The following is a 20060-nucleotide window of genomic DNA, read 5'->3' on the forward strand; positions in this document are numbered from 1 at the left end:
CCTTGCGTCTGCCCCCAAAGGGGCAGACGCAAGGCCTGCCCCTACTGAAGTTGTGTTTGTTGTATTTTTAAAAATTATTAAAAAAGTATAATATAGTCTCTGGTAAACACAATAATATCCACATAAATGGCAAAAAATAACACATTCTGTGAAAGTTTTACCTCGACATGCATGAAGAAAACCTTCTAAAAGCGGTGGCATAGATGTTTTACTTTTAAGAGCACGAGATACAAAATCTCAATTATCACAACCATTTTTTTTAAATTAAAAGCTCTTAGTAAAAATGGAAAACAATCAAAACCGCGACAATCAGAACCAGAGTTCTGAGCAGCGCAACAATCCTCAGCAACAAGGCCAACCACAACGCCAAGACAGTGGCAGCAAGCAGCAAGAACAAAGGCAACAAGGTAACCAAGGACAGCAAGAGCAACGCCACCAAGGAAACCAAGGCCAAAATCAGCCCAACCAAGAACAATGGAGAGAAAGCGAGGGCGACCGCGAGCTGCGTGAGGAAAACGAACGCAATCAAAATCCCCCATCTTATACGGGGCGCTAATTTATTAGCGAAATATAGAATAGGGGTGACTTCGTAAAGTCACCCCTATTCTTATTTTAATTGCTCCTTCAATCTAAGGGTTTACCCTAAAAACTCGATACGCTACGTAAGTTTGCCCATACATATCGGTGGTCTTTATCGTAATGCGGTGTGTCCCGACCGATAATTTGGTTGGTAACTTTCCCGCCCAAATATGGGTTGAAATACTGGGTTTGTCCATCGTCCAACCCAAAACTTTGTCAAGTTTAGTACCCTTTACTTCGGCCTCTAGATAAGGACTGAGTTCGTGCATGGCTTGGTTGGCAGGGTCGCGGGTGGGGGTAAGTTGTAACGGTATCCAAGTAGGTTGCTGGTTGATTTGAAATTCGACTTTTGACCGCGCTGACCCCGCAAATACATTGACCAGTAGCGATAAGGTGTCGGATGCTGCTTGTGAGACTTCATCAGGCCAGTAAATGTTCATTTGATAGTTGGCAGGGCGACGGGCGGCTTTGAATTGGACAGAATATTTGTTGCCATCAAAAGTCACGATAGAATAGCCGTTGGGAGCGCCGTCGTTCATGGTAGCGTGCGGGATGCCTACTTCATCTTTGAGGCCGCACCACCAGCTTCCACTCACGGTAGTATTGACAAAATGATGATGTGGTACGGTGCCTTTCCAACCGTATTTTTCATCCAGAAACAATTGAATCGTAGTATGCGTATGGCCCGATACCGAAAAAGCATAGGGACGTTTTTGGATGATGTCGAAAAGGACGGTACGATTGTCACAAATTACCACTGGAATATGCATCATCAACACCACAAGCTTATTGTGAGGTACTAGAGAAAGGTAGTTTTTGACAAACGCGAGTTGCTCCTCCGTAAAATGGCCTTTGTATTTGCCATCGGGGCTGAAATATACATTTTTCAACCCAATAAAAACCACTTCTCCCTCTTCGAAAGCGTAGCTACTTGGGCCATAAAAACGCTCAAAAGTTTCGTCGCTGTATAGATTGTCGGTCGCACCTCGGTTGAAATCATGATTCCCGAAAATATTGTACCACGGAATGCCGATTTGTGAGATGCTTTGATTCATTTCGGCAAACAAATTTGGGTCGTCGGCCACAATATCACCCAAAGAAATCCCAAATCGTGCATTCGTTCCGATACACTCTTCTACTACATCGCGCGTCACATAATTGACTTCGGTGAGGCCGCGCGTTTGGGTGTCACTAAATAGCATTACCGAAAACTTTTTCTCGGGTTTTTGTGCCCAGAGAGGAAAGTCAATCGACATAGGTAAGCTACCGGTGGGCGCTACTCCGATGCTTTTGGTAGTAGGTGAGCCGTCAGGCTTATGTAAATAATAATGTTGAGGTAGATTATCGACATTGAGCGGAACACTATAGTCGGCTGGTTTGATTACAAAAAATCCTGCGTCATTGCTACTAGGTAGCACCCATTTTCCCGATTTATCGGTTTTGGCTACTTCTTTGCCGTTGGATACACACACATTAGCAATGCCTGGTTCGCCTTTATCTCTTTGTTTGTTTTTGTTGAGGTCGTGAAAAACTACCCCCGTAGCGATTTGTTGAGCAAAAACAGTGGTGGTTATAATCAGCAAAATCGAACAAATAATGTGTTTCATAATAATTGAGAAATTTACGAGTGGAATACCGTTTTTTATTTCTTCATTAACCAAATTTCTGTCACTTGAGAGCCGCGCTCACCTTCGCCACAATTCCAGACAAAAGTCACTTTCCCGTCGGCGGTGGCTTTTTGAGGAACCTCAAATTCAAAAATAGGTTGTTCGCCCGTTTGCAAGAAATCATGAACGACCGAACCGTCGTCGGTTGTGAGTTTCATGCGCGATTGGAAACGACCTGTATAAGAAATTTTGATTTTGTACGAAGCACGAGGGTCAAGCTCATCATAGGCGATTTTAAGAGGTAAGTTGTAGAGTGTTTTTACTTGCTTCATCCATACGCGCGGAGTTACTTGACCTTTAAAGCCCGTTGCTTTGATTTCGTCTACCCATTCTTCTCCTGCCAAACCGACTCCAAAACTTACGCGTGGAGAAAGCAAACTGCCGGGGTCTTTTTCCCAACTTACATCAGATACCACCCGATGCCAGCTTTCAGGCGAGCCAAAATGGTCGTAAAAACCGCCTACGCCTGGGTCGGTACGATGCAGTATTTCTTGTATTTTTTGTAATTGTTCTGAAGGCGATTTTAGCTTTTCGAGGTGGGCAATTTGGTCTAAAAGCCAGGGAGAGTCATTGAGTGGAATATCAATGTTATCTATAAAATTGCCCCGTCCACTCACTGCACCGTGTTTTTCAACCGTAAGTTGTGCGCCTATACTTTTAAAAAGAGAGTCGGCAAGATCAAAACATTTTTGGCGATAATCTGGCCAAATAGGGCTATTCCTTGCTTTTTGGAGAATTGATTTTGCTTCTTGTAAAGAGGCCGAAATATTGGTAGCAGATGCATTGCGTAGCGCATCGCGGGCTTGTTGCTCAAGTTCATTTTCATAGAGCAATCGGCGGCGGGTATAAGCATCGTAGTAAGCGCGGATTTGCCCCATCTGAAAACGTGGATTTTGAAGAAGAGAAAGGGGCGCGCTTTTTTCCATAGTTTGCCACTGTGTCAAAGTACGATAAATACCATCGTTGGTGACGAGTGGCCCTTTGAGGTTATTTTCAAGGGCAACAAGACCTTGCGCAACGGACTCTTGATAATTAGGACCGAAAAATAGCCGAGCATAGTCCCGTAAAGTCTCAATGACGGGTGTGTTGGGATTCCAATCTTGGTCGCTCCATACAAACTTATTCACATCGTCGTTGGTGCCTTCGGAGTAGCTGATACTGCCGTTTCCATATTGGTCAAGGGCATTATGAATGATTTTTTCATCGTGCGGACGCGGATTGATGCTTTCACGCCCTAGGGTCATCGAATACGCCAAATCCCAATGAGGAATGGGATATTGAGCGGTATAATTGTGGGTAATATCAGGATAATGACGTATCGGAATAGAGGGTTTGACTAAACGGCGAATCTCATGTACGGGGATTTTGACCCACGGGCCAAAAACCACGCCGCCAAACCAGGGGTAAGATTTGTTGACATGCCCAAAAAATGCATCAAACCATTTTTGGGTAGGTCTAAAAACCTGCGGCGATACCCAAATTTTGGCTTTGGGATGATATTTATGCAACACAGCCGCCACTTTTGTCAACCACGCAAACAAAACATCTGGTTCTAGTTCACCAGGATCTCCGCCTGGTACAAAAACGTGGTCGAGGCGAGAGACTGCACCAAATACCTCATGACGTTCTTGCAATTCTTTTTGGATAGAGTCTGGATGAGTGTAGTTGAGTCCCATGTTTGGATACCACATCCATACATCAAGCCCATATTCTTTACAAATACGTGCTTGTTCGGAGACCATCTGAAGAGAAGGCATGACCATGTGGCGGCTCGTGGGGTCGTCGTCGGAACGGGGTGGTACAATCTCAATACTATTGGCTCCAAAAAGAGCTAATTCGCGGATATATTGGTCAAACTGAGCCACCGTAAAAGCATCATACGCGTTGGTTTTGGGACGGTAGCCGAGCTGATGCCCTCTGATGCTATAGCGCGGGCTAGTGGCGATCGATACCTCCGTAGGAAGCAGAAGCTGTTGAGGGGTCATTTCTAGTTTGCGTAACAACCGACCTACGCCATACAAAATTCCTCGGGCATCTTTTCCTATAATCAAAACCGTTTTTTTATCCTTAATAACCACCAACTTAAAACCTTCTGCGCTGATAGTGGGTAATTGACGAACAGCTGCTTTGTAAATTTCAGGAAATGCGGATAAATCACTTTCGAGCGCAATACCGATACAGACTTGGCCTTGAGAAGGAAGTGTGGAAGTAACTGACAAGTTGAGGTTGCTTCTTTTTTTGACCTCTTGCTGGAGTATTTCAATGCTTCTTTTAGTGATTTCTTTGTCGCGAATCGGACAAAAAATCTGAGCAGACGACAAATCGAGCTTAGTGGCGTAGCTACTGAGGCTGCATATAAAAAGAAAACAGACTGCCAGATACAGTTTCGTCATTATTACTAAAGGTTTGGGTTCGGAATAGTGACTTAGGTAGTCGGATTTTACTTAAACTTGAGCGTTCGGGCTCTGATTTCAGGTATATCGTAGGCGGCATTGTCTTGTGGATAACCCACTTCTTTGGGAGAAGGCCCCACCCAAGAGGTTTTTTTGCCTGAGATAGTAATCGTGCCTGCGGGCGAAATCTCCACCACTGTATAAAGCGGGTCTTTGTAAGGAGCCGTGTATTTAATCCATTTGAAGTTTTTATCTACTTCATCACTGTATCTTACATGCCCATATTCTTCACCCAGCCATTTATAAGACATAGAATTGATGCACACATACCAGATACCATTGACAGCCTCAGCACGGTCATAGTGGATATGTCCATAAAAATTGGCGATAACTTTCGTTTTTTTGTTTTGGGCATTATGTGCTTCCAAAATACCTCTTACTTCTTCGGCATTATCGATGCCGTCTTTGCCGAGACCTTGATGCGAAAAAATCACAATAGGCCCTTTGGCTTTGGTGAGTTCGTCTTTGAGCCATGCTACCTGTGGCGGATTCATGTGTTCTTGATAGCCTTTTACATCAGGCGATTTTTTATCATTTCCGTCTAATACAATGAAATAGAAACCATTTTTTTCGAACGAATAATAAGAGGAAGACATATTGCGGCGAGCTAGGGCTTGTTGTAGGTTGTAGCCACCGTCCATTTCGTGATTGCCAATAACGTGATATTTAGGGCCAGAATAAGTATCCCAGATGTCGAAAGCGTAGGTATATTTAGGAGCTACAGTATTAAAATCGCCGAGTTCGATGATGAAATCTGGCTTGGCTGTTTTCATACTATCCATAAAAGCCGTAATACGCTCTTTGCCATCGTGCATAGTAGCGATATGAAGGTCAGTAAACATACCGATTTTTACCTTTTTCAATTTTTGGGCTAAGCTGCTGTGGCTCATACTCAAAAAGCATCCAAAAGAAACCAAAATACATTTGCTGATAAGGCTCAGATTACGGGGCATGGAGAAAAAATTTGGGTGAGTGTTCATAAAAAAGTTTTTATAAGTTGTGAGATCGACGAGCTTTTACTCAAATAGAAATAAATGTGAATGCAACTTATAAAATGTTTACTAATATTTAACAAATGTTTATATTATAGTTTTATGAAAATTTTTCTTTTGTATAAAAAATAAATAGGAACGAAGTTGATACCTACAAAAAACAAGGCATACATCAGACTAGCTAAGTTGGGGGCTATTCCGATGTTTATCAGAGAATTGACGGCGTGTTCGTTGAGGGAGTGTGTTCCAAATTTGAGCCGATAAAACAATAACGACAATATATCACCTAATACATAAGCCGCGATGGCATTGGCTCCAAAGATGATTCCAAAATGAGTGCCGTGGGTTTTGCCCAAAATATCAATCAAAAAATAAAGCGCACCTAGCAATAGCGAAGCAAAACCTGAGGTAACGAGTACAAAAGAACTTGTCCAAAGGTTTTCGTTTACCGGAAATCCCAAACCCCAGAAATAACCCGCTGCCGCAGAGAACACGCCCGCCGTCATAAGATAATTTACCTTTTCGTTGGGAGAAAAATGACTCTGTAACAATCGGCCTGCGAGCATACCCGTAATCCCTGACGCAATCGACGGGAAAGTACTTAAAATACTTTCAGGGTCCCAGGTGCCTTGCCACATTTTACCGGGCAGCCATTGGCTATCCACCCACGCTACGATGTTGACGCCGGGTTCGAGCATGACTTTGCCCACACCCGGTGTAGGAATGAGCGTGAGCGCGAGCCAATATCCGACCAAAATAGCCGCACAAATCCATGCTTGTTGTTTCCAATCGGTATTCAAAAATAAAATAGCGCAGCCCAAAAACACAAAAGCGATGCGATGTAGGGTACCTGTCCAGCGAATTTCGTCGAAATTAAAATCGGGTATGAGGTTTAGAAACATTCCTACTGCAAATATTTTGAGAGATCGAATCACAATTTTTTTGTACAACTCACCTTTTGGACTCCCGTCTGCTTTTCGTTTTTGGTAGGCAAATGAAATAGAAGCCCCTACCACAAATAAAAAAATAGGCGCTACCAAATCAGTAAAAGAGAGTCCATTCCACTTCGTATGGCGTAGTGTAAAAAAAACGTGCTCTTCACTACCCGGAAAATTGACCATGAGCATCGCCGCAATGGTAAATCCACGCAGTGCATCTAGCGAGATGAGTCGATTGGGTTGGGGAATCATTCTGAAAGAAAAGATTAGGTAAATGTTAAAAATAACCTCAAAAGCAGTGGTATTTTTAATACGGTGCCAAGTATTATAAAGGCTATCTAACACTTCAAATTATGCGCAATATTTTGTTCGTCGTCTGTATCTCTGTGACTTTGTGGATGTTGCATGCTTGCAAGACTACCGAAAGTGGTGCTTATGACCAAGCCTCTAAAATTGCGGTTTCTTGGGAGCTAGTCAGCAATTTTTCGGGGCCGACGGATGGATTTGAAGCAAAATTTTATTTAAAAAACAATAGTAACCTAACATTGGAAGAAACGGGGTGGGCATTGTTTTTTAATATGTCTCCTCGGCCTTTGGTGGCATATCCTACGGCGCAGCCTGCAAATTTGGAGCACATCAACGGCGATTGGTACAAAATGACGCCCAACAAAGGCTTTCGTTTGGCACCAGGAGATTCGATTGCGGTGGCATATCAGGGTACAGAAGGGATTATCAAAGAAACTGACGCACCTTTGGGATTGTATTTTGTGTTTTATGATAAAGAAGGAAAAGAAAGCCAAATTGTACAACTAGACCAGTGTACTGTAGTGCCTTTTGCGCGCCGCGACCAACTACTACGCGGGCCAAAAGACCAAGATTCGATTCAGACAAATTCGTTTCGCTACGCCGAAAATTTGAAGGTCAGTCTTCTACCAACAGAGCAGCTTTTGCCGGTGGTTCCTACTCCTGTCAAAACCACCAAAACAACGGGCGCATTCAGTCTTACCAGTACTACGGCGATTCATTATGAAAAAGGGCTAGAAAATGAAGCTAATTTGTTAGCACAACGCCTAAAAGAATTGACGGGGCAAGCCTTAACTACCAACAATGCTGCTCCCGCTGCTAACACTATCTCATTGCAAACTGGAAAAATCGCCGTCAATGGCAAAGAGAAAGAAGCTTATCATCTCAGCATTGACGACAAAGGTGTTTCTATTACGGGCAGTGATGCGGCAGGCGTTTTTTATGCCACACAGAGCCTGATTTCGATGATTCCTATCAGTGTTTTACAACAAAAAAATGCCCCAATTTCTTTACCTGCTCTCAAAATTGAGGATGCGCCACGCTTTCAGTTTCGGAGTATGCACCTAGACGTTAGCCGTAATTTCCAAACCAAAGAGACGATTCTCCGTACCCTTGACATCCTTTCTTTTTATAAGATTAATCACTTTTTGTTTTATACTACCGAAGATGAAGGCTGGCGTTTGGAGATAGAGTCATTGCCTGAGCTTACCAAAGTAGGAGCGCAGCGTGAGCATACGTCGAGTTATAAAACGTCGGTGTTGCATCCTGCTTATGGCTCTGGGCCAATCGCTTATGACAAAGGAAAGCATGGAAGTGGATATTATACCAAAGCGGATTTTATCGAAATTTTGAAATATGCCCATGCGCGTCATATCAAAGTGATTCCAGAAGTAAACTTTCCGGGACATGCACGGGCCGCTATCAAAGCTATGGAGGCGCGTTATGAGCGCTTGATGAAAGAAGGCAAAGAAAAAGAAGCCAATGAATATCGCTTAGCCGACCCCGACGATAAATCGGTGTATCTATCGGCACAAGCTTATAAAGACAATGTGGTAGATGTGACGCAAGAATCGGTATATCGCTTTTACGAAAAAGTAATGGACGATATGGCCAAGATGTACAAAGAGGCAGGCTTGACAATGGACGTAATTCATGCCGGAGGAGATGAAGTAGCCGAGGGCGCTTGGATGAAATCGCCTCGTGCCATTGAAATGATGAAAAAAGACCCCTCACTCAAAAATACGAGTCATTTTCAGGCTTATTTTTTCAGAAAACTATTGCCAAGGTTACAAAAACGTAACCTCACTGTACACGGCTGGGAAGAAGTCGCACTTACCAAAACCCCCGATGGTAAATACAAAGCCAATCCAGAGTTTGTAGGGCAAAACGTAATTCCTTATATCTGGAACAACGTCTTTGACCCCGATTTAGGCTATCGATTGGCCAATGCGGGCTATCCGGTGGTATTGTGTAATGTTACCAATTTTTACTTTGACTTGGCTTACAACAACGACCCCAAAGAGCCGGGGCTTTATTGGGCGGGTTTTGTGGATGCTCGCGACAATTACACCTTTGCTCCTTATGATATGTTTAAGACCACCTATACCAATTCCATGGGTAAGCCTATGGTCTTTACGAATGTGGAAAGGCTCAAACCAGAAGCACGTAAAAATATCATTGGTATTGAGGCGCAGCTATGGAGCGAAACGGTTAAAGGGCGCGATATGATGGAGTATTACACCTTGCCTAAGCTGATGGGTTTTGCCGAAAGTGCTTGGGCGGCCGAGAGGGCTTGGGAAAATATAGGCGAACGTAACGCCCGCGAAAAAGTCATCCAAACAAGTTGGAACCTATTTGCTAATACACTTGCTCAGAAAGAATTACCCCGATTGAGTTATCTCAATGGCGGTTATAATTACCGCATTCCGCTACCGGGGGCAGTCATCGACAATGGCGCGGTGATAGCCAATGTAGCTTATCCAGGTCTTATTATTAGATATACAACCGACGGCTCAGAACCGTCAGCTCAATCGCCTGTTTATCAAAGCCCTATTAAAGTAAGAGGGGCCGTAAAACTGCGGTGTTTTGATGCTGCTGGTAAAGGAAGCCGTACGGTGATGATTAATTTATAAACACATACATTAGAATGAAAATTGGGGTAGATTTAGGGGGCACCAAAATGAAAGCCGGAATCGAGTACAACGGTTCTATCATTCAGCAACATTCTACGTTGTTGCGGGAGAAGCACTCCCTATCAGCTACATTGAATCAGTTGATTGAACTCATTAAGCCATTTGCAAGTTCGGCCACGAGTATTGGGATTGGAGTACCATCGGTAGTTGATATCGAACGGGGAATTGTCTATAACGTAGCTAATATTCCGTCGTGGGAAAAGGTCGAATTGAGGGAAATTCTGGAAGAAGAATTTAATATACCCGTTTTTGTTAACAACGACGTCAATTGCTTCATTTTAGGAGAGCACCGCTATGGTGTGGCCCAAAACTTCAACTCGGTAGTAGGTATGACTATCGGAACCGGGCTAGGTTCGGGGATTATCATTGACAATCAGCTTTATGCTGGCAACAATTGTGGAGCAGGGGAGATAGGAATGCTTCCTTATCGTGACCACAATTTTGAATACTATGCTTGTAGCAATTTCTTTGATGCAGTTCATGGACTGAGTGCTTTAGACGCCAATCAAGCAGCGCTTCAGGGAGATAAAAAAGCCCTTAGTTTATGGGCTGAGTTTGGAGTTCATCTAGGATTTGCTATCAAAGCTGTGATGTATGTATATGACCCTGAGGCGATTGTGTTAGGGGGGTCTATCGCCAAAGCTTTTCCTTTTTTTGAAGCGGGAATGTATGAAGCATTAAATGATTTTGCATTTCCAGAGTCTATCAAACGCCTCAAAATCTTTCAGTCGCAGGATGATAACATCGCTTTGCTAGGAGCGGCGGCATTGGTACCACAAGAGTTTCAGACAGTAAGCGTATCTTTGAAACACTAAAAACAGACTTTCCAAGATTAAACTAAGCAAATAGTCACAATCTTGGAAAGTGTTCTGTTTGCTTACCCCAAAAGTAAATGATATAACGTATAGACTTTTAATTAGAAAAAGCCATAAGTTATATCCACCCTAGACACCTGTATTTTCAACCTTCTTCTTCATGAAAAGCAACACTTTCATCGTCATTCTTATTTTTATCATATTCTTCGTTATTTCATTTCTTAGCAATATTCTCGGGCCTATCATCCCCGATATTGTCGATAGTTTTGATTTAAGTATTGGATTGGCCGGTTTTTTGCCTTTTGCTTTTTTTGTGGCGTATGGCGTAGCTTCTATTCCTTCAGGGATTTTGGTTGAAAAATACCGTGAGAAGAAAGTGTTGTTTTGGGCATTTTTATTGGCTTTTGGAGGAGCTTTACTTTTTGCTTTGATTCCTACTTTTACGGTAGCGTTGGTGTCATTGTTTATTATTGGGATTGGGATGGCCATGCTACAAGTGGTCATCAATCCACTCTTGAGAGTGGCGGGAGGAGAAGCCAATTTTGCTTTTAATTCGGTCATGGCGCAGTTGTTTTTTGGAGGTGCTTCTTTTTTGAGCCCCATGTTATATAGCTATTTGGTGCTCAATGTACACTCTTCTGCGGTGCCCAATGCTCTGATTTCGACCCTCAATGGCATTGTACCTGCTGAATTGAAGTGGGTTTCGCTTTATTGGGTATTTGCGGTAGTAGCATTATTGATGGTGTTGATTGTGTGGTTGGTGAAGTTTCCAGAAGTGGAGCTAAAAGAAGATGAGAAAATCGATACCGACAATGCCTTCAAAGACTTGCTCAAAAACCGCTATGTATTCCTGTTTTTCATTGGTATTTTTTGCTACGTAGGTACGGAGCAAGGTATTGCTAATTGGACTTCTAAGTTTTTACAGACCTATCACAACATCGACCCCGCTACGGAAGGCGCTTCGGTAATTTCTTATTTTTGGGGTTTGCTCACAATCGGCTGCATTTTGGGGTTGATTTTGCTCAAAATCTTTGATAGCCGTCGCGTATTGATACTATTTACTGTAGGGGCGATTGTGTCGGTTTTGGCAGGGTTGTTTGGTTCCGTGGAAGTGGCTTTGTATGCCTTCCCGTTGAGTGGTTTTTGTGCTTCAGTGATGTGGTCGATTATTGTTTCATTGGCGCTCAATTCTGTACCATATCATCACGGAACTTTCTCTGGTATTCTTTGCAGTGGGATTGCGGGCGGAGCTATTGTACCTTTGATTATTGGCGGTTTGGCGGAGTTAGTAGGATTGCGTTTGGCAATGCTTTTTTTGATGGTTACTTTAGGATATATTTTAAGTATTGGGCTATGGGCCAAACCACTCGTTACCAATGCCACTATCAAAAATTGGAAAGAGTTGTTTGCGTAGCAAACAATATTTTCTTTCTTTAAAAATACATCCCGCTGTATGTACAAGATTATACTTCTCATCGACTTTGCCGAAGAATACAGCAAGGGCTTGCTGAAGGGGATTTCGAAGTATTCCAAAGAGCATGGTCCGTGGATTTTTTGTCGAATGCCACTTTTTCAACGCGAAACTATCGGGATAGATGGCATACTTGAATGGGCGTTGGAATGGGAGGCCGATGGTATTATTGGACAGCTTTATAATGATCCCAAAATCTCTAAAATCGTGGAAGCGGGAATTCCCGTAATTGCCCAAGATTTTAAGGAGCGTTTCAAAGAAATTCCTAACATCACCGGCGACCACGTGGAAGCAGGGCGAATGGGAGCAGAATATTTTTTGCGAAAAGGATTCAAAAACTTTGCTTTTTACGGCTTTCGCGACATTGTTTGGTCACGTGAGCGCGCCGAAGGTTTTGAAGAACGGGTCAAAAAAGCGGGTTATCAGGTGCATTATTTTGAGCATATCATGGCACGGTCGAGTGAACTATGGTATTACAAACCGAGCCCATTGAGTCAATGGCTTAAATCATTGCCGAAGCCGATTGCACTCATGACCTGCGACGACAACCAAGGACAACATATCACCGAGGCTTGTCGCCAATCCAACATTCGTATTCCAGAGCAAGTGGCGGTATTGGGGGTGGACAACGACGAAATGATTTGCGAGTTTTCGGACCCGCCGCTGTCAAGTATTGGGCAAGATACCGAAAAAGGGGGCTATGATGCTGCCAAGCTTTTGCACCACATGATTGAGCATGGGACGTCAGAGTTTTATGATATTTATGTAAAACCTACGCAAGTAATTACGCGCCAATCGACCGATATCTATGCTACCAACGACCATTACATCGCGTCTTCTTTGAAGTTTATTCATCAAAACATTGACAAAAATCTTCAAGTTGAAGATGTCGTAAAACAAGTGCCTTTGTCGCGACGAGCTTTGGAGCAGCGCTTTCAGCTGATTACGGGCTATCCTATTTATAAATACATCTTTAACCTACGTATCGAAAAATTTACCCAAAAACTCCTCGAAACCGACATGACTGTTTTTGAGATTGCACTTGACATGGGTCTTACTGATAGTAAAAATATCGCACGGCAGTTTCGGCAAATCAAAGGTTGTACACCTATCGAATATCGAAACCAGTATTTGGCAGGGAAGTGAGGGCAAGATTGTAGGATTCTATGGCTATCTTTGAAGATTCACTGACTCAAAAACCAATTTATGAACAAGTTAATCTTACCTTTTGTATTCGTACTTATTGCGTCTGTGTTGGTAAGCTACAAAGCTGACGACTCGGCTATTGATGGCAAAGCTTTTGCCAAACATATCAAAGTGCTCGCCTCCGATGCTTTTGAAGGACGTAAGCCTTTTAGTCCCGGAGAAGCCAAGACCATCGAATATCTCAAAACAGAGTTTGAAAAACTAGGGTTAAAACCTGGTAATGGCAAGAGTTATTTTCAGGATGTGCCTATGGTTGATATTGCTTCTACTCCTGCTGGGCCACTCATTATGAAAGGAAAAGACGGCGAAATATCGCTCAATTACCTTACTGATTATGTGGCTGCTACACGTCGTGTGCAAGACCAAGTAAAAATAGAAAATTCTGAAATGGTATTTGCGGGTTATGGCATCGTAGCTCCCGAATATGGTTGGAACGACTATGCGGGTTTGGATGTGAAAGGTAAAACCGTAGTTGTCTTGGTCAACGACCCCGGAATCGTAGATGATAAGCTTTTCAAAGGCAATACCATGACCTACTACGGGCGTTGGACTTACAAATTTGAGGAAGCGGCCCGCCAAGGAGCCACGGGAGTGTTGATTGTACATGACACAGGGCCAGCAAGTTATGGCTGGTCGGTAGTGCGTAGCGGTTGGTCAAAATCAAAGCTGTATTTGCAAGCCGAAGACGACAATCGCTCACGGGCTGCTATGGAAGGCTGGATGACGCTTGAGTCGGCCAAAAAACTATTTAAGTTGGCGGGGGTGTCGCCCGATATTATGCACAAAGCCAGTCAAGAAGGCTTTAAACCTGTACCGTTGAATGTAAAAACTTCATTGGTAATTAACAATACTTTCAAAAAATCTATCTCACACAATGTGATTGCGCTTCTTCCGGGTACAAGCCGCGCCAACGAATACGTGTTTTATACTGCTCATTGGGATCATCTTGGCAAAGGAGAGCCTATCAATGGTGATTCTATTTATAATGGCGCTGCCGACGATGCTTCGGGCACGGCTGCTTTGATGGAAATCGCTACGGCTTTTACCAAACTCAAAAAGAAACCCGCACGCTCAATTGTGTTTTTGGTAGTAACCGCCGAAGAGCAGGGACTCCTTGGTTCGGAGTATTATTGTACGCATCCGGTATTTCCACTAGACAAAACCATTGCCGACATCAATATGGATGTTTTACAGCCTTTTGGCCGTACCAAAGACGTGATTGTGGTGGGCAAGGGCCAATCAGATTTGGATGATTATATAGAAGCTGCTGCCAAAAAACAAGACCGTTTTACCCGTGGTGAGCCTAATCCCTCAGGTGGGTGGTATTTTCGCTCCGACCACTTCAATTTTGCCAAAGTAGGTGTGCCCTCTTTGTACATCGAAAACGGAGTCATTTCTCGTCAACATGGAGAAGACTGGGGAAAACAACAAAAGGAAGAATTTAATCTTTATCGCTATCATATGCCAACCGACGAATACAATGATAAGTGGGATTTGTCGGGGATTGTAGAAGACATGAAACTCCTCTACGAAGTTGGGTATCGTGTGGGTAATGAGAGTACTTATCCAGGGTGGAAAAGTGGCTCCGAATTTAAAGCTGCTCGTGACAAAATGTTGAAAAAATAATGATAAAAAACCTATTGCCTTCGCTATTGAGTATTGTATGTATTGCTCTAACGCAAGTTGGAATGGCACAGTCAACCACGTCGAAAGAATTTCCTGCCGAAATAGTAGATTTTAAACCTTATGACAACAATCCTCTATTTGGAGGAACGGGTAAGGCCGATACTTGGGACGAAAAAATCAGAGAACGGGGCTATATCTTGCGCGAGGGCAATACCTACCATCTTTGGTACACTGGTTATAAAAAAGAAAAAAACGCCGTGATGAAGTTGGGATACGCGACTTCCACAGATGGTATCACATGGACACGCTATGCTGCTAATCCTATCCATGATTTGGATTGGGTGGAAGATATGTCGGTCGTGAAGGTAAAAGGAACTTACTATATGTTTGCTGAAGGCAAAAACGATGTGGCGCATTTGCTTACTTCTACCGACCGTATTCATTGGCAAGAAAAAGGTCCTCTTGATGTGCGTCAGACCAACGGTAGCCCCATTTCGAAAGGAGCTTATGGAACGCCAGCGATATGGGTAGAAAACGGTACATGGTATTTGTATTATGAACGGGGAGATTTGGGAATATGGTTGGCGACCTCCAAAGACCTCAAAACTTGGACAAACGTACAAGACGAGCCTGTCATAAAAATGGGACCTGAAACCTATGACCAATATGCCGTAGCCATGAATCAGATTATCAAATACAAAGGTTTGTATTATGGATACTATCACGCATCGGCGTATAAAGATTGGCGTGAATGGTCGACCAATGTGGCGGTGTCTAAAGACTTGATTCATTGGAAAAAATACGAGAAAAACCCCATCATCGGCAACGATAAATCAAGCGGAATTTTGGTACATGATGGCAAACAATACCGTCTTTATACCCTCCACCCCGAAATGAACCTTTATTTTCCTAATCCCAAATAACACAGATCTTTCCTTCCTTTAATTATGAAACCCTTTTCTTTCTTCTTAATTGCGTTCATTTTCTTTTCGTTCTTTTCCAAATCCGATTGGGTATGGCTTTTTGACGGTACTTCTACCGACCAATGGATTTCGGCTAAAGCCGACCAATTTCCGAAGGAAGGCTGGGCGGTAAAAAATAAAGAGCTGGTAGTCAATCAGAAAAAGAACCCAAACGACCCAAAAGTAGTGCGCGGTGGTGATATCATCACCAAAAAAACATATTCGCAATTTGACTTAGAATTTGAATTTCAATTGACGCCTGGGGCAAATACTGGTCTGAAGTATTTTGTGAAAAAATACCCTAATGGTTCGATTTTGGGTTGTGAATATCAATTGATTGACGATACGGGCAACAAAGACATCGCAAATGACGCCAACGACAAACGCCGCACGGCGGGGCTATATGAACTTTTTGAGCCTAGTTCGAGGCAACTCAAGCCGATAGGCCAATGGAACAAAGGTCGGATTTTGGCCAAAGACAATAAAGTGACACATTGGCTCAACGGGGTGAAAGTCGTAGAATATACCATCGGTAGCTCAGCTTTTAAACAAGCCAAAGCAGCGAGCAAATTTAAAGACGTAGAAGATTTTGGAACTGCTCCTGGGTATATTTTACTGCAAGACCACGGAGATGAAGCGGCTTTCCGTAGCATCCGAATTAGAGAGTTTTAAGGGGTATCTTTATTTAAAAAGAGGAGAAAAAGAACGGTTCTACCTTCTTGATAACAAGGGTTCTTGCCTCTTGTGGAGGAGATTTTTAATGTAATCTTTCCACGAGTTATTTCACTAGCCTGAAGTAAAACCTGTGTTTTTCCTTAAACCATGAGCATTTTTAAGAAATAAACTAAACCAGAAATCAGTACAATCAAACCTTATCAGAAAACAAAGTACTTATGACTCAATCGAAAAATTACAAGTGGATTGTGGTAGGCTTGCTGTGGGTAGTGGCCTTGCTAAATTATTTGGATAGGCAGATGTTGTCTACCCTTAAGCCTGTGATGCAAATTGATATTGCTGAGTTACAAACGGCAGAAAATTTTGGCCGTTTGATGGCTATTTTCTTATGGATTTATGGATTTATGAGTCCTATTGCGGGTTTGATTGCGGATAAAACCAACAAAAAATGGTTGATTGTCATAAGCTTATTTATATGGTCGGGTGTGACGCTCATCATGGGCTATGCCCAAACTTTTGACCAATTATACTGGCTGCGAGCCATCATGGGAGTGAGTGAAGCCTTTTATATTCCAGCCGGACTATCTCTTATTGCTGATTTTCACACCTCCAAAACTCGCTCTCTTGCCGTGGGAGTTCATCTCTCGGGCTTGTATGTGGGCCAAGCATTAGGTGGTTTTGGCGCTACCATTGCTCAACAATTCTCGTGGAATGGTACCTTTTTATTTTTTGGATTGGTAGGGATGATTTATTCTTTTGTGTTGGTTTTCTTTTTGGATGTCCCAAAAAAAGAAGTTGTCAATACTACTTCTTCCCAGTCAGTAGGTTCTAGTGTGCCGATTTTTCAGGTGTTCAGTATTTTATTATCCAATGTTTCGTTTTGGATTATCTTGTTGATTTTCACTGTTCCGAGCCTTCCAGGATGGGGTGTGAAAAACTGGTTGCCTACGCTTTATTCCGAAAGTCTTGGCATCGAAATGGCTAAAGCGGGGCCGATTGCGACCATTACCAATGCCATGTCGTCGTTGGTAGGGGTGATTATCGGGGGGATTATTTCAGATAAATGGCTCGAAAAAAACATGCGCGGGCGGGTGTTTGTGAGTGCTTTGGGGCTAGGTCTTACCATTCCTGCTCTATTCTTGATTGCTTATGGTAGCTCATTGTTCCATATTGTATTGGCTACATTTTGTTTTGGTTTTGGGTTCGGAATGTTTGATACCAACAACATGCCTATTCTTTGCCAATTTGTAGATTCAAAATACCGTTCTACTGCCTACGGAACCATGAACCTCATGGGGATTTCGGCGGGGGCAATAGTCACTACTTTTTTGGGTAAATCTGTGGATGACGGCAATCTCAAACAAGATTTTGCCATTATGGCACTGGTAGTATTAGGAGCATTGATAATTCAGCTTTTGTTTTTACGACCTAAGGTTAAAAATTATTCGGATGTGTGATGATTTATTCATGCGAAGATTTTTGTGTTTAGAGATCCCTTTTCTATCTATCTCTATCCCCAAATTATAGTTTGGAGCGGTAATAGTAGGGGCAGGCCTCGCGTCTGCCCCTTTTTTTTGTGTTTGAAAATTAACGTTGGCAGCGTTTTGAACGCTGCCAACGTTAATTTTCACCCGTTGTTAAACATAAAAAGAGGCTACCAATCGGTAGCCTCTTTGGGTTAAGGAAGGGAAGAGTCGGTCAAATGCTAGGGATTGGTGGTCAATATCGCCGATTTTTGGGCAGATAAAAGGCCATCAGCTCCTACAATTTCTGCAAAAAATACGCGCGTACTTTTCTTGGTTTCTTGGGCCGTGATAGGCACGGCAAGTACATAATTGCGTAAGACAGGGTCATATTTTTGGGTGCCTGCTGGAACGGTGGCTATCAGGGTTTGTGCACCTGTTGCGGTGGCAGCCCAATACACTTTAAATTCTTTTACGGGGACTTCTGAAGTATATTCAATGTTGAAATTGGTCGTACTGCCAGCATTGGTGGTAAGACCCGTCACTACTGAAGTATTGGACGTAATAGTACGGGTAGTACCAATCCATACCACCGAAATCTGGGGTACTTTTCCTTTACTCGTGGTGAGTTCACTAATCAGGTCGGGTTCTTTGTAGCATCCTGCCAGCAAAAAGCCTGAGAGTGCTAACATGACAAACAAAATATTTTTTTTCATCTCTATTTACAGTTTAGAAAGTCAAACAAAAAAGGGTATTCGTTTATTTTTACTTAGTGTATATCCACATCCCAACGCTTGGCTGCTTGAGATTGGCTTCGGCGTTTTTAGCATTACGAGTAAGTTCCGACGAAGGATATTTCATGCGTTGGATACGGCGACCTGCCAAATCGGGGTTGATATTGAGTGGCATCGGAAAATCGAGATAGTTGTACTTTCTTACATCAGTCCAGATATCACCTATCAAAAACATCGCTTTGTATTTTTCGCGCATGATATGCAAAAGCGTAAGCTTAGAAGCTCCCACATTAACGCTTTCAGCGGCCAGATAAGTGGCGATGTTGGCGGCACTTACGCCTAGTTTTTGCATATTGGCACGCGCTATTTCTAAGTAAGCATTGTAAGCATCTGCGGTGCTACCTGTCGAAGAAATAGTGCCGTTGGCAGCCAGAAAACGAGCTTCTGCTTCGATGGCTTTTACTTCGGCATAGGTCATCATTACGATAGGAGAGTTGATGTTTGAATGCCAAGCTCTGGTAGTGAAATCTACGGTAGAGCCTGCCCCTGACCCCGGTACTACGCCCGAATAAGCGGTTTGTCCTGTTTTGAGAGTAACAACGATAGGAAGACGAGGATCAACCACGTTTTGAACTTTACCATTCATCAAATCTACAAAAGTGCTACCGTACGTTACCGAGAGGTTAGAAGTGCTATTGGCCAAGGCTACACGACTATACCAAGGGCTGAGGTTTTTGGAATTATAGGCAAACTGAAAATCGTCGGCGTTGCTTTTCATCGCATTTTGGAGGGCGGTCAAAGCGGTTTGTGCGGCGGTTTGGGCGTTTTGTCCCGATAAGTGCATGGCATAACGCGCCTTCAACGAATAGGCCAAACGTGTCCATTTAGAAGCATCACCGCCATAAATCATGTCATCGGTAGTAGGTTTTGTACCCGAATTTTTAGCCAATTCTACGATACTTTCATCCAATAGCTTTTGAATGGTCGTATAGATTGCCTGTTGATTATCGTAACTAGGCGAAAAGTTGCGTTGGTCAGCTTGGGTATAAGGAATGTTTTCCCAGTTGGTGGTCGCAATTCCCAAATTATAAGCCAACAGTACCTTTGCGATACCAACATAGACAGGGATGTCGCTTGATTGTCCTTTCTGAATAATGGTATTCAACTGCGGAATCACGTACAAATATAAGTTAGACCAGCCCGAGGCGTTTTCGGCTTCATAATAAGCATCGGTTCCGTTGGTGCCAAGGTTGCTACCGAGTTGTTGGGCATATTGGCAGGCCACATAGGCTTGTTGGTAGCTAGCTTCGCTTGTATAAAACTGAGCCGTTGGCAATAACTCCTGCACAGTAGCATCAGCTTTGAGGGTAGGGTCTACGTTGACATCTAAGAAACTCTGGCAGCCCGACAGCAACGTCATTCCTAATGCCACTAGAAGTGTATATAAATAGTGTATCTTTTTCATCCTAAATAAAAATTAATG

Annotated in this window: 15 protein-coding genes; 9 read left to right on the forward strand and 6 right to left on the reverse strand. The window is 43.1% G+C overall.

Annotated elements, in window-relative coordinates:
• Nucleotides 1-283: 283 nt before the first annotated feature.
• Nucleotides 284-556: a hypothetical protein gene (locus tag P1X15_RS10425; protein WP_277338073.1), complete on the forward strand. Its 273-nt coding sequence runs from the start codon at nt 284-286 to the stop codon at nt 554-556.
• A 73-nt stretch (nt 557-629) separates the two neighbouring features.
• Here P1X15_RS10425 and P1X15_RS10430 read toward each other — a convergent pair whose 3' ends face one another.
• The 4 genes from P1X15_RS10430 to P1X15_RS10445 form a co-directional block, all read right to left on the reverse strand.
• The gene (locus P1X15_RS10430; protein ID WP_277338074.1) at nt 630-2186 is read right to left on the reverse strand and encodes a calcineurin-like phosphoesterase family protein; all 1557 of its coding nucleotides are present in this window, start codon (nt 2184-2186) and stop codon (nt 630-632) included.
• A 35-nt stretch (nt 2187-2221) separates the two neighbouring features.
• A complete protein-coding gene (locus tag P1X15_RS10435) occupies nt 2222-4639 on the reverse strand; it encodes an alpha-glucuronidase family glycosyl hydrolase (RefSeq protein ID WP_277338075.1) in 2418 nt (805 codons plus the stop codon).
• Between the two features lie 47 nt (nt 4640-4686).
• Nucleotides 4687-5652 (reverse strand): metallophosphoesterase, encoded by a 966-nt coding sequence (locus tag P1X15_RS10440; protein WP_277338076.1) that lies wholly within the window; start codon nt 5650-5652, stop codon nt 4687-4689.
• A gap of 131 nt (nt 5653-5783) precedes the next feature.
• Complete coding sequence (locus P1X15_RS10445) at nt 5784-6881, reverse strand: acyltransferase family protein (RefSeq protein WP_277338077.1); 1098 nt, start codon at nt 6879-6881, stop codon at nt 5784-5786.
• A 101-nt stretch (nt 6882-6982) separates the two neighbouring features.
• On the opposite strand from P1X15_RS10445, the gene P1X15_RS10450 reads away from it, so the two are divergent.
• The 8 genes from P1X15_RS10450 (at nt 6983) to P1X15_RS10485 (ending at nt 17837) form a co-directional block, all read left to right on the forward strand.
• Nucleotides 6983-9565 (forward strand): family 20 glycosylhydrolase, encoded by a 2583-nt coding sequence (locus P1X15_RS10450; protein WP_277338078.1) that lies wholly within the window; start codon nt 6983-6985, stop codon nt 9563-9565.
• 14 nt (nt 9566-9579) lie between these two features.
• On the forward strand, nt 9580-10440 hold the full coding sequence (locus P1X15_RS10455; protein ID WP_277338079.1) for an ROK family protein: 861 nt from the start codon (nt 9580-9582) through the stop codon (nt 10438-10440).
• Between the two features lie 160 nt (nt 10441-10600).
• A complete protein-coding gene (locus P1X15_RS10460; protein ID WP_277338080.1) occupies nt 10601-11854 on the forward strand; it encodes a sugar MFS transporter in 1254 nt (417 codons plus the stop codon).
• 39 nt (nt 11855-11893) lie between these two features.
• Nucleotides 11894-13057, forward strand: a complete 1164-nt coding sequence (locus P1X15_RS10465; RefSeq protein ID WP_277338081.1) for a DNA-binding transcriptional regulator — start codon at nt 11894-11896, stop codon at nt 13055-13057.
• A 60-nt stretch (nt 13058-13117) separates the two neighbouring features.
• A complete protein-coding gene (locus P1X15_RS10470; RefSeq protein WP_277338082.1) occupies nt 13118-14743 on the forward strand; it encodes a M28 family metallopeptidase in 1626 nt (541 codons plus the stop codon).
• Nucleotides 14743-15666, forward strand: a complete 924-nt coding sequence (locus P1X15_RS10475) for a glycosylase (protein ID WP_277338083.1) — start codon at nt 14743-14745, stop codon at nt 15664-15666. The genes P1X15_RS10470 and P1X15_RS10475 overlap by 1 nt, the downstream gene beginning before the upstream one ends.
• A 24-nt stretch (nt 15667-15690) precedes the next feature.
• Entirely contained in the window at nt 15691-16377 is a 687-nt protein-coding gene (locus P1X15_RS10480; RefSeq protein WP_277338084.1) for a DUF1080 domain-containing protein, read from the forward strand.
• 221 nt (nt 16378-16598) lie between these two features.
• Nucleotides 16599-17837: an MFS transporter gene (locus P1X15_RS10485; RefSeq protein ID WP_277338085.1), complete on the forward strand. Its 1239-nt coding sequence runs from the start codon at nt 16599-16601 to the stop codon at nt 17835-17837.
• A gap of 248 nt (nt 17838-18085) precedes the next feature.
• Here the strand turns inward: P1X15_RS10485 and P1X15_RS10490 are convergent, their stop codons facing one another.
• Nucleotides 18086-18559 carry a hypothetical protein gene (locus P1X15_RS10490; protein ID WP_277338086.1) on the reverse strand — a complete coding sequence of 158 codons (474 nt, stop codon included), beginning with the start codon at nt 18557-18559 and terminating at the stop codon, nt 18086-18088.
• Nucleotides 18560-18608: 49 nt separating this feature from the next.
• Complete coding sequence (locus P1X15_RS10495) at nt 18609-20042, reverse strand: SusD/RagB family nutrient-binding outer membrane lipoprotein (RefSeq protein ID WP_277338087.1); 1434 nt, start codon at nt 20040-20042, stop codon at nt 18609-18611.
• Nucleotides 20043-20060 lie beyond the last annotated feature (18 nt).

It is taken from the genome of Runella sp. MFBS21, assembly GCF_029433105.1.
In the GTDB taxonomy this organism is placed as follows: Bacteria; Bacteroidota; Bacteroidia; order Cytophagales; family Spirosomataceae; genus Runella.

Bases quoted from the DNA above. Each gene is read 5' to 3' on its own strand.
- P1X15_RS10430 (WP_277338074.1), bottom strand. From the start codon at position 2,186: ATGAAACACATTATTTGTTCGATTTTGCTGATTATAACCACCACTGTT.
- P1X15_RS10425 (WP_277338073.1), top strand. From the start codon at position 284: ATGGAAAACAATCAAAACCGCGACAATCAGAACCAGAGTTCTGAGCAG.
- P1X15_RS10480 (WP_277338084.1), top strand. From the start codon at position 15,691: ATGAAACCCTTTTCTTTCTTCTTAATTGCGTTCATTTTCTTTTCGTTC.
- P1X15_RS10445 (WP_277338077.1), bottom strand. From the start codon at position 6,881: ATGATTCCCCAACCCAATCGACTCATCTCGCTAGATGCACTGCGTGGA.
- P1X15_RS10435 (WP_277338075.1), bottom strand. From the start codon at position 4,639: ATGACGAAACTGTATCTGGCAGTCTGTTTTCTTTTTATATGCAGCCTC.
- P1X15_RS10465 (WP_277338081.1), top strand. From the start codon at position 11,894: ATGTACAAGATTATACTTCTCATCGACTTTGCCGAAGAATACAGCAAG.
- P1X15_RS10460 (WP_277338080.1), top strand. From the start codon at position 10,601: ATGAAAAGCAACACTTTCATCGTCATTCTTATTTTTATCATATTCTTC.
- P1X15_RS10495 (WP_277338087.1), bottom strand. From the start codon at position 20,042: ATGAAAAAGATACACTATTTATATACACTTCTAGTGGCATTAGGAATG.
- P1X15_RS10470 (WP_277338082.1), top strand. From the start codon at position 13,118: ATGAACAAGTTAATCTTACCTTTTGTATTCGTACTTATTGCGTCTGTG.
- P1X15_RS10475 (WP_277338083.1), top strand. From the start codon at position 14,743: ATGATAAAAAACCTATTGCCTTCGCTATTGAGTATTGTATGTATTGCT.
- P1X15_RS10450 (WP_277338078.1), top strand. From the start codon at position 6,983: ATGCGCAATATTTTGTTCGTCGTCTGTATCTCTGTGACTTTGTGGATG.
- P1X15_RS10490 (WP_277338086.1), bottom strand. From the start codon at position 18,559: ATGAAAAAAAATATTTTGTTTGTCATGTTAGCACTCTCAGGCTTTTTG.
- P1X15_RS10440 (WP_277338076.1), bottom strand. From the start codon at position 5,652: ATGCCCCGTAATCTGAGCCTTATCAGCAAATGTATTTTGGTTTCTTTT.
- P1X15_RS10455 (WP_277338079.1), top strand. From the start codon at position 9,580: ATGAAAATTGGGGTAGATTTAGGGGGCACCAAAATGAAAGCCGGAATC.
- P1X15_RS10485 (WP_277338085.1), top strand. From the start codon at position 16,599: ATGACTCAATCGAAAAATTACAAGTGGATTGTGGTAGGCTTGCTGTGG.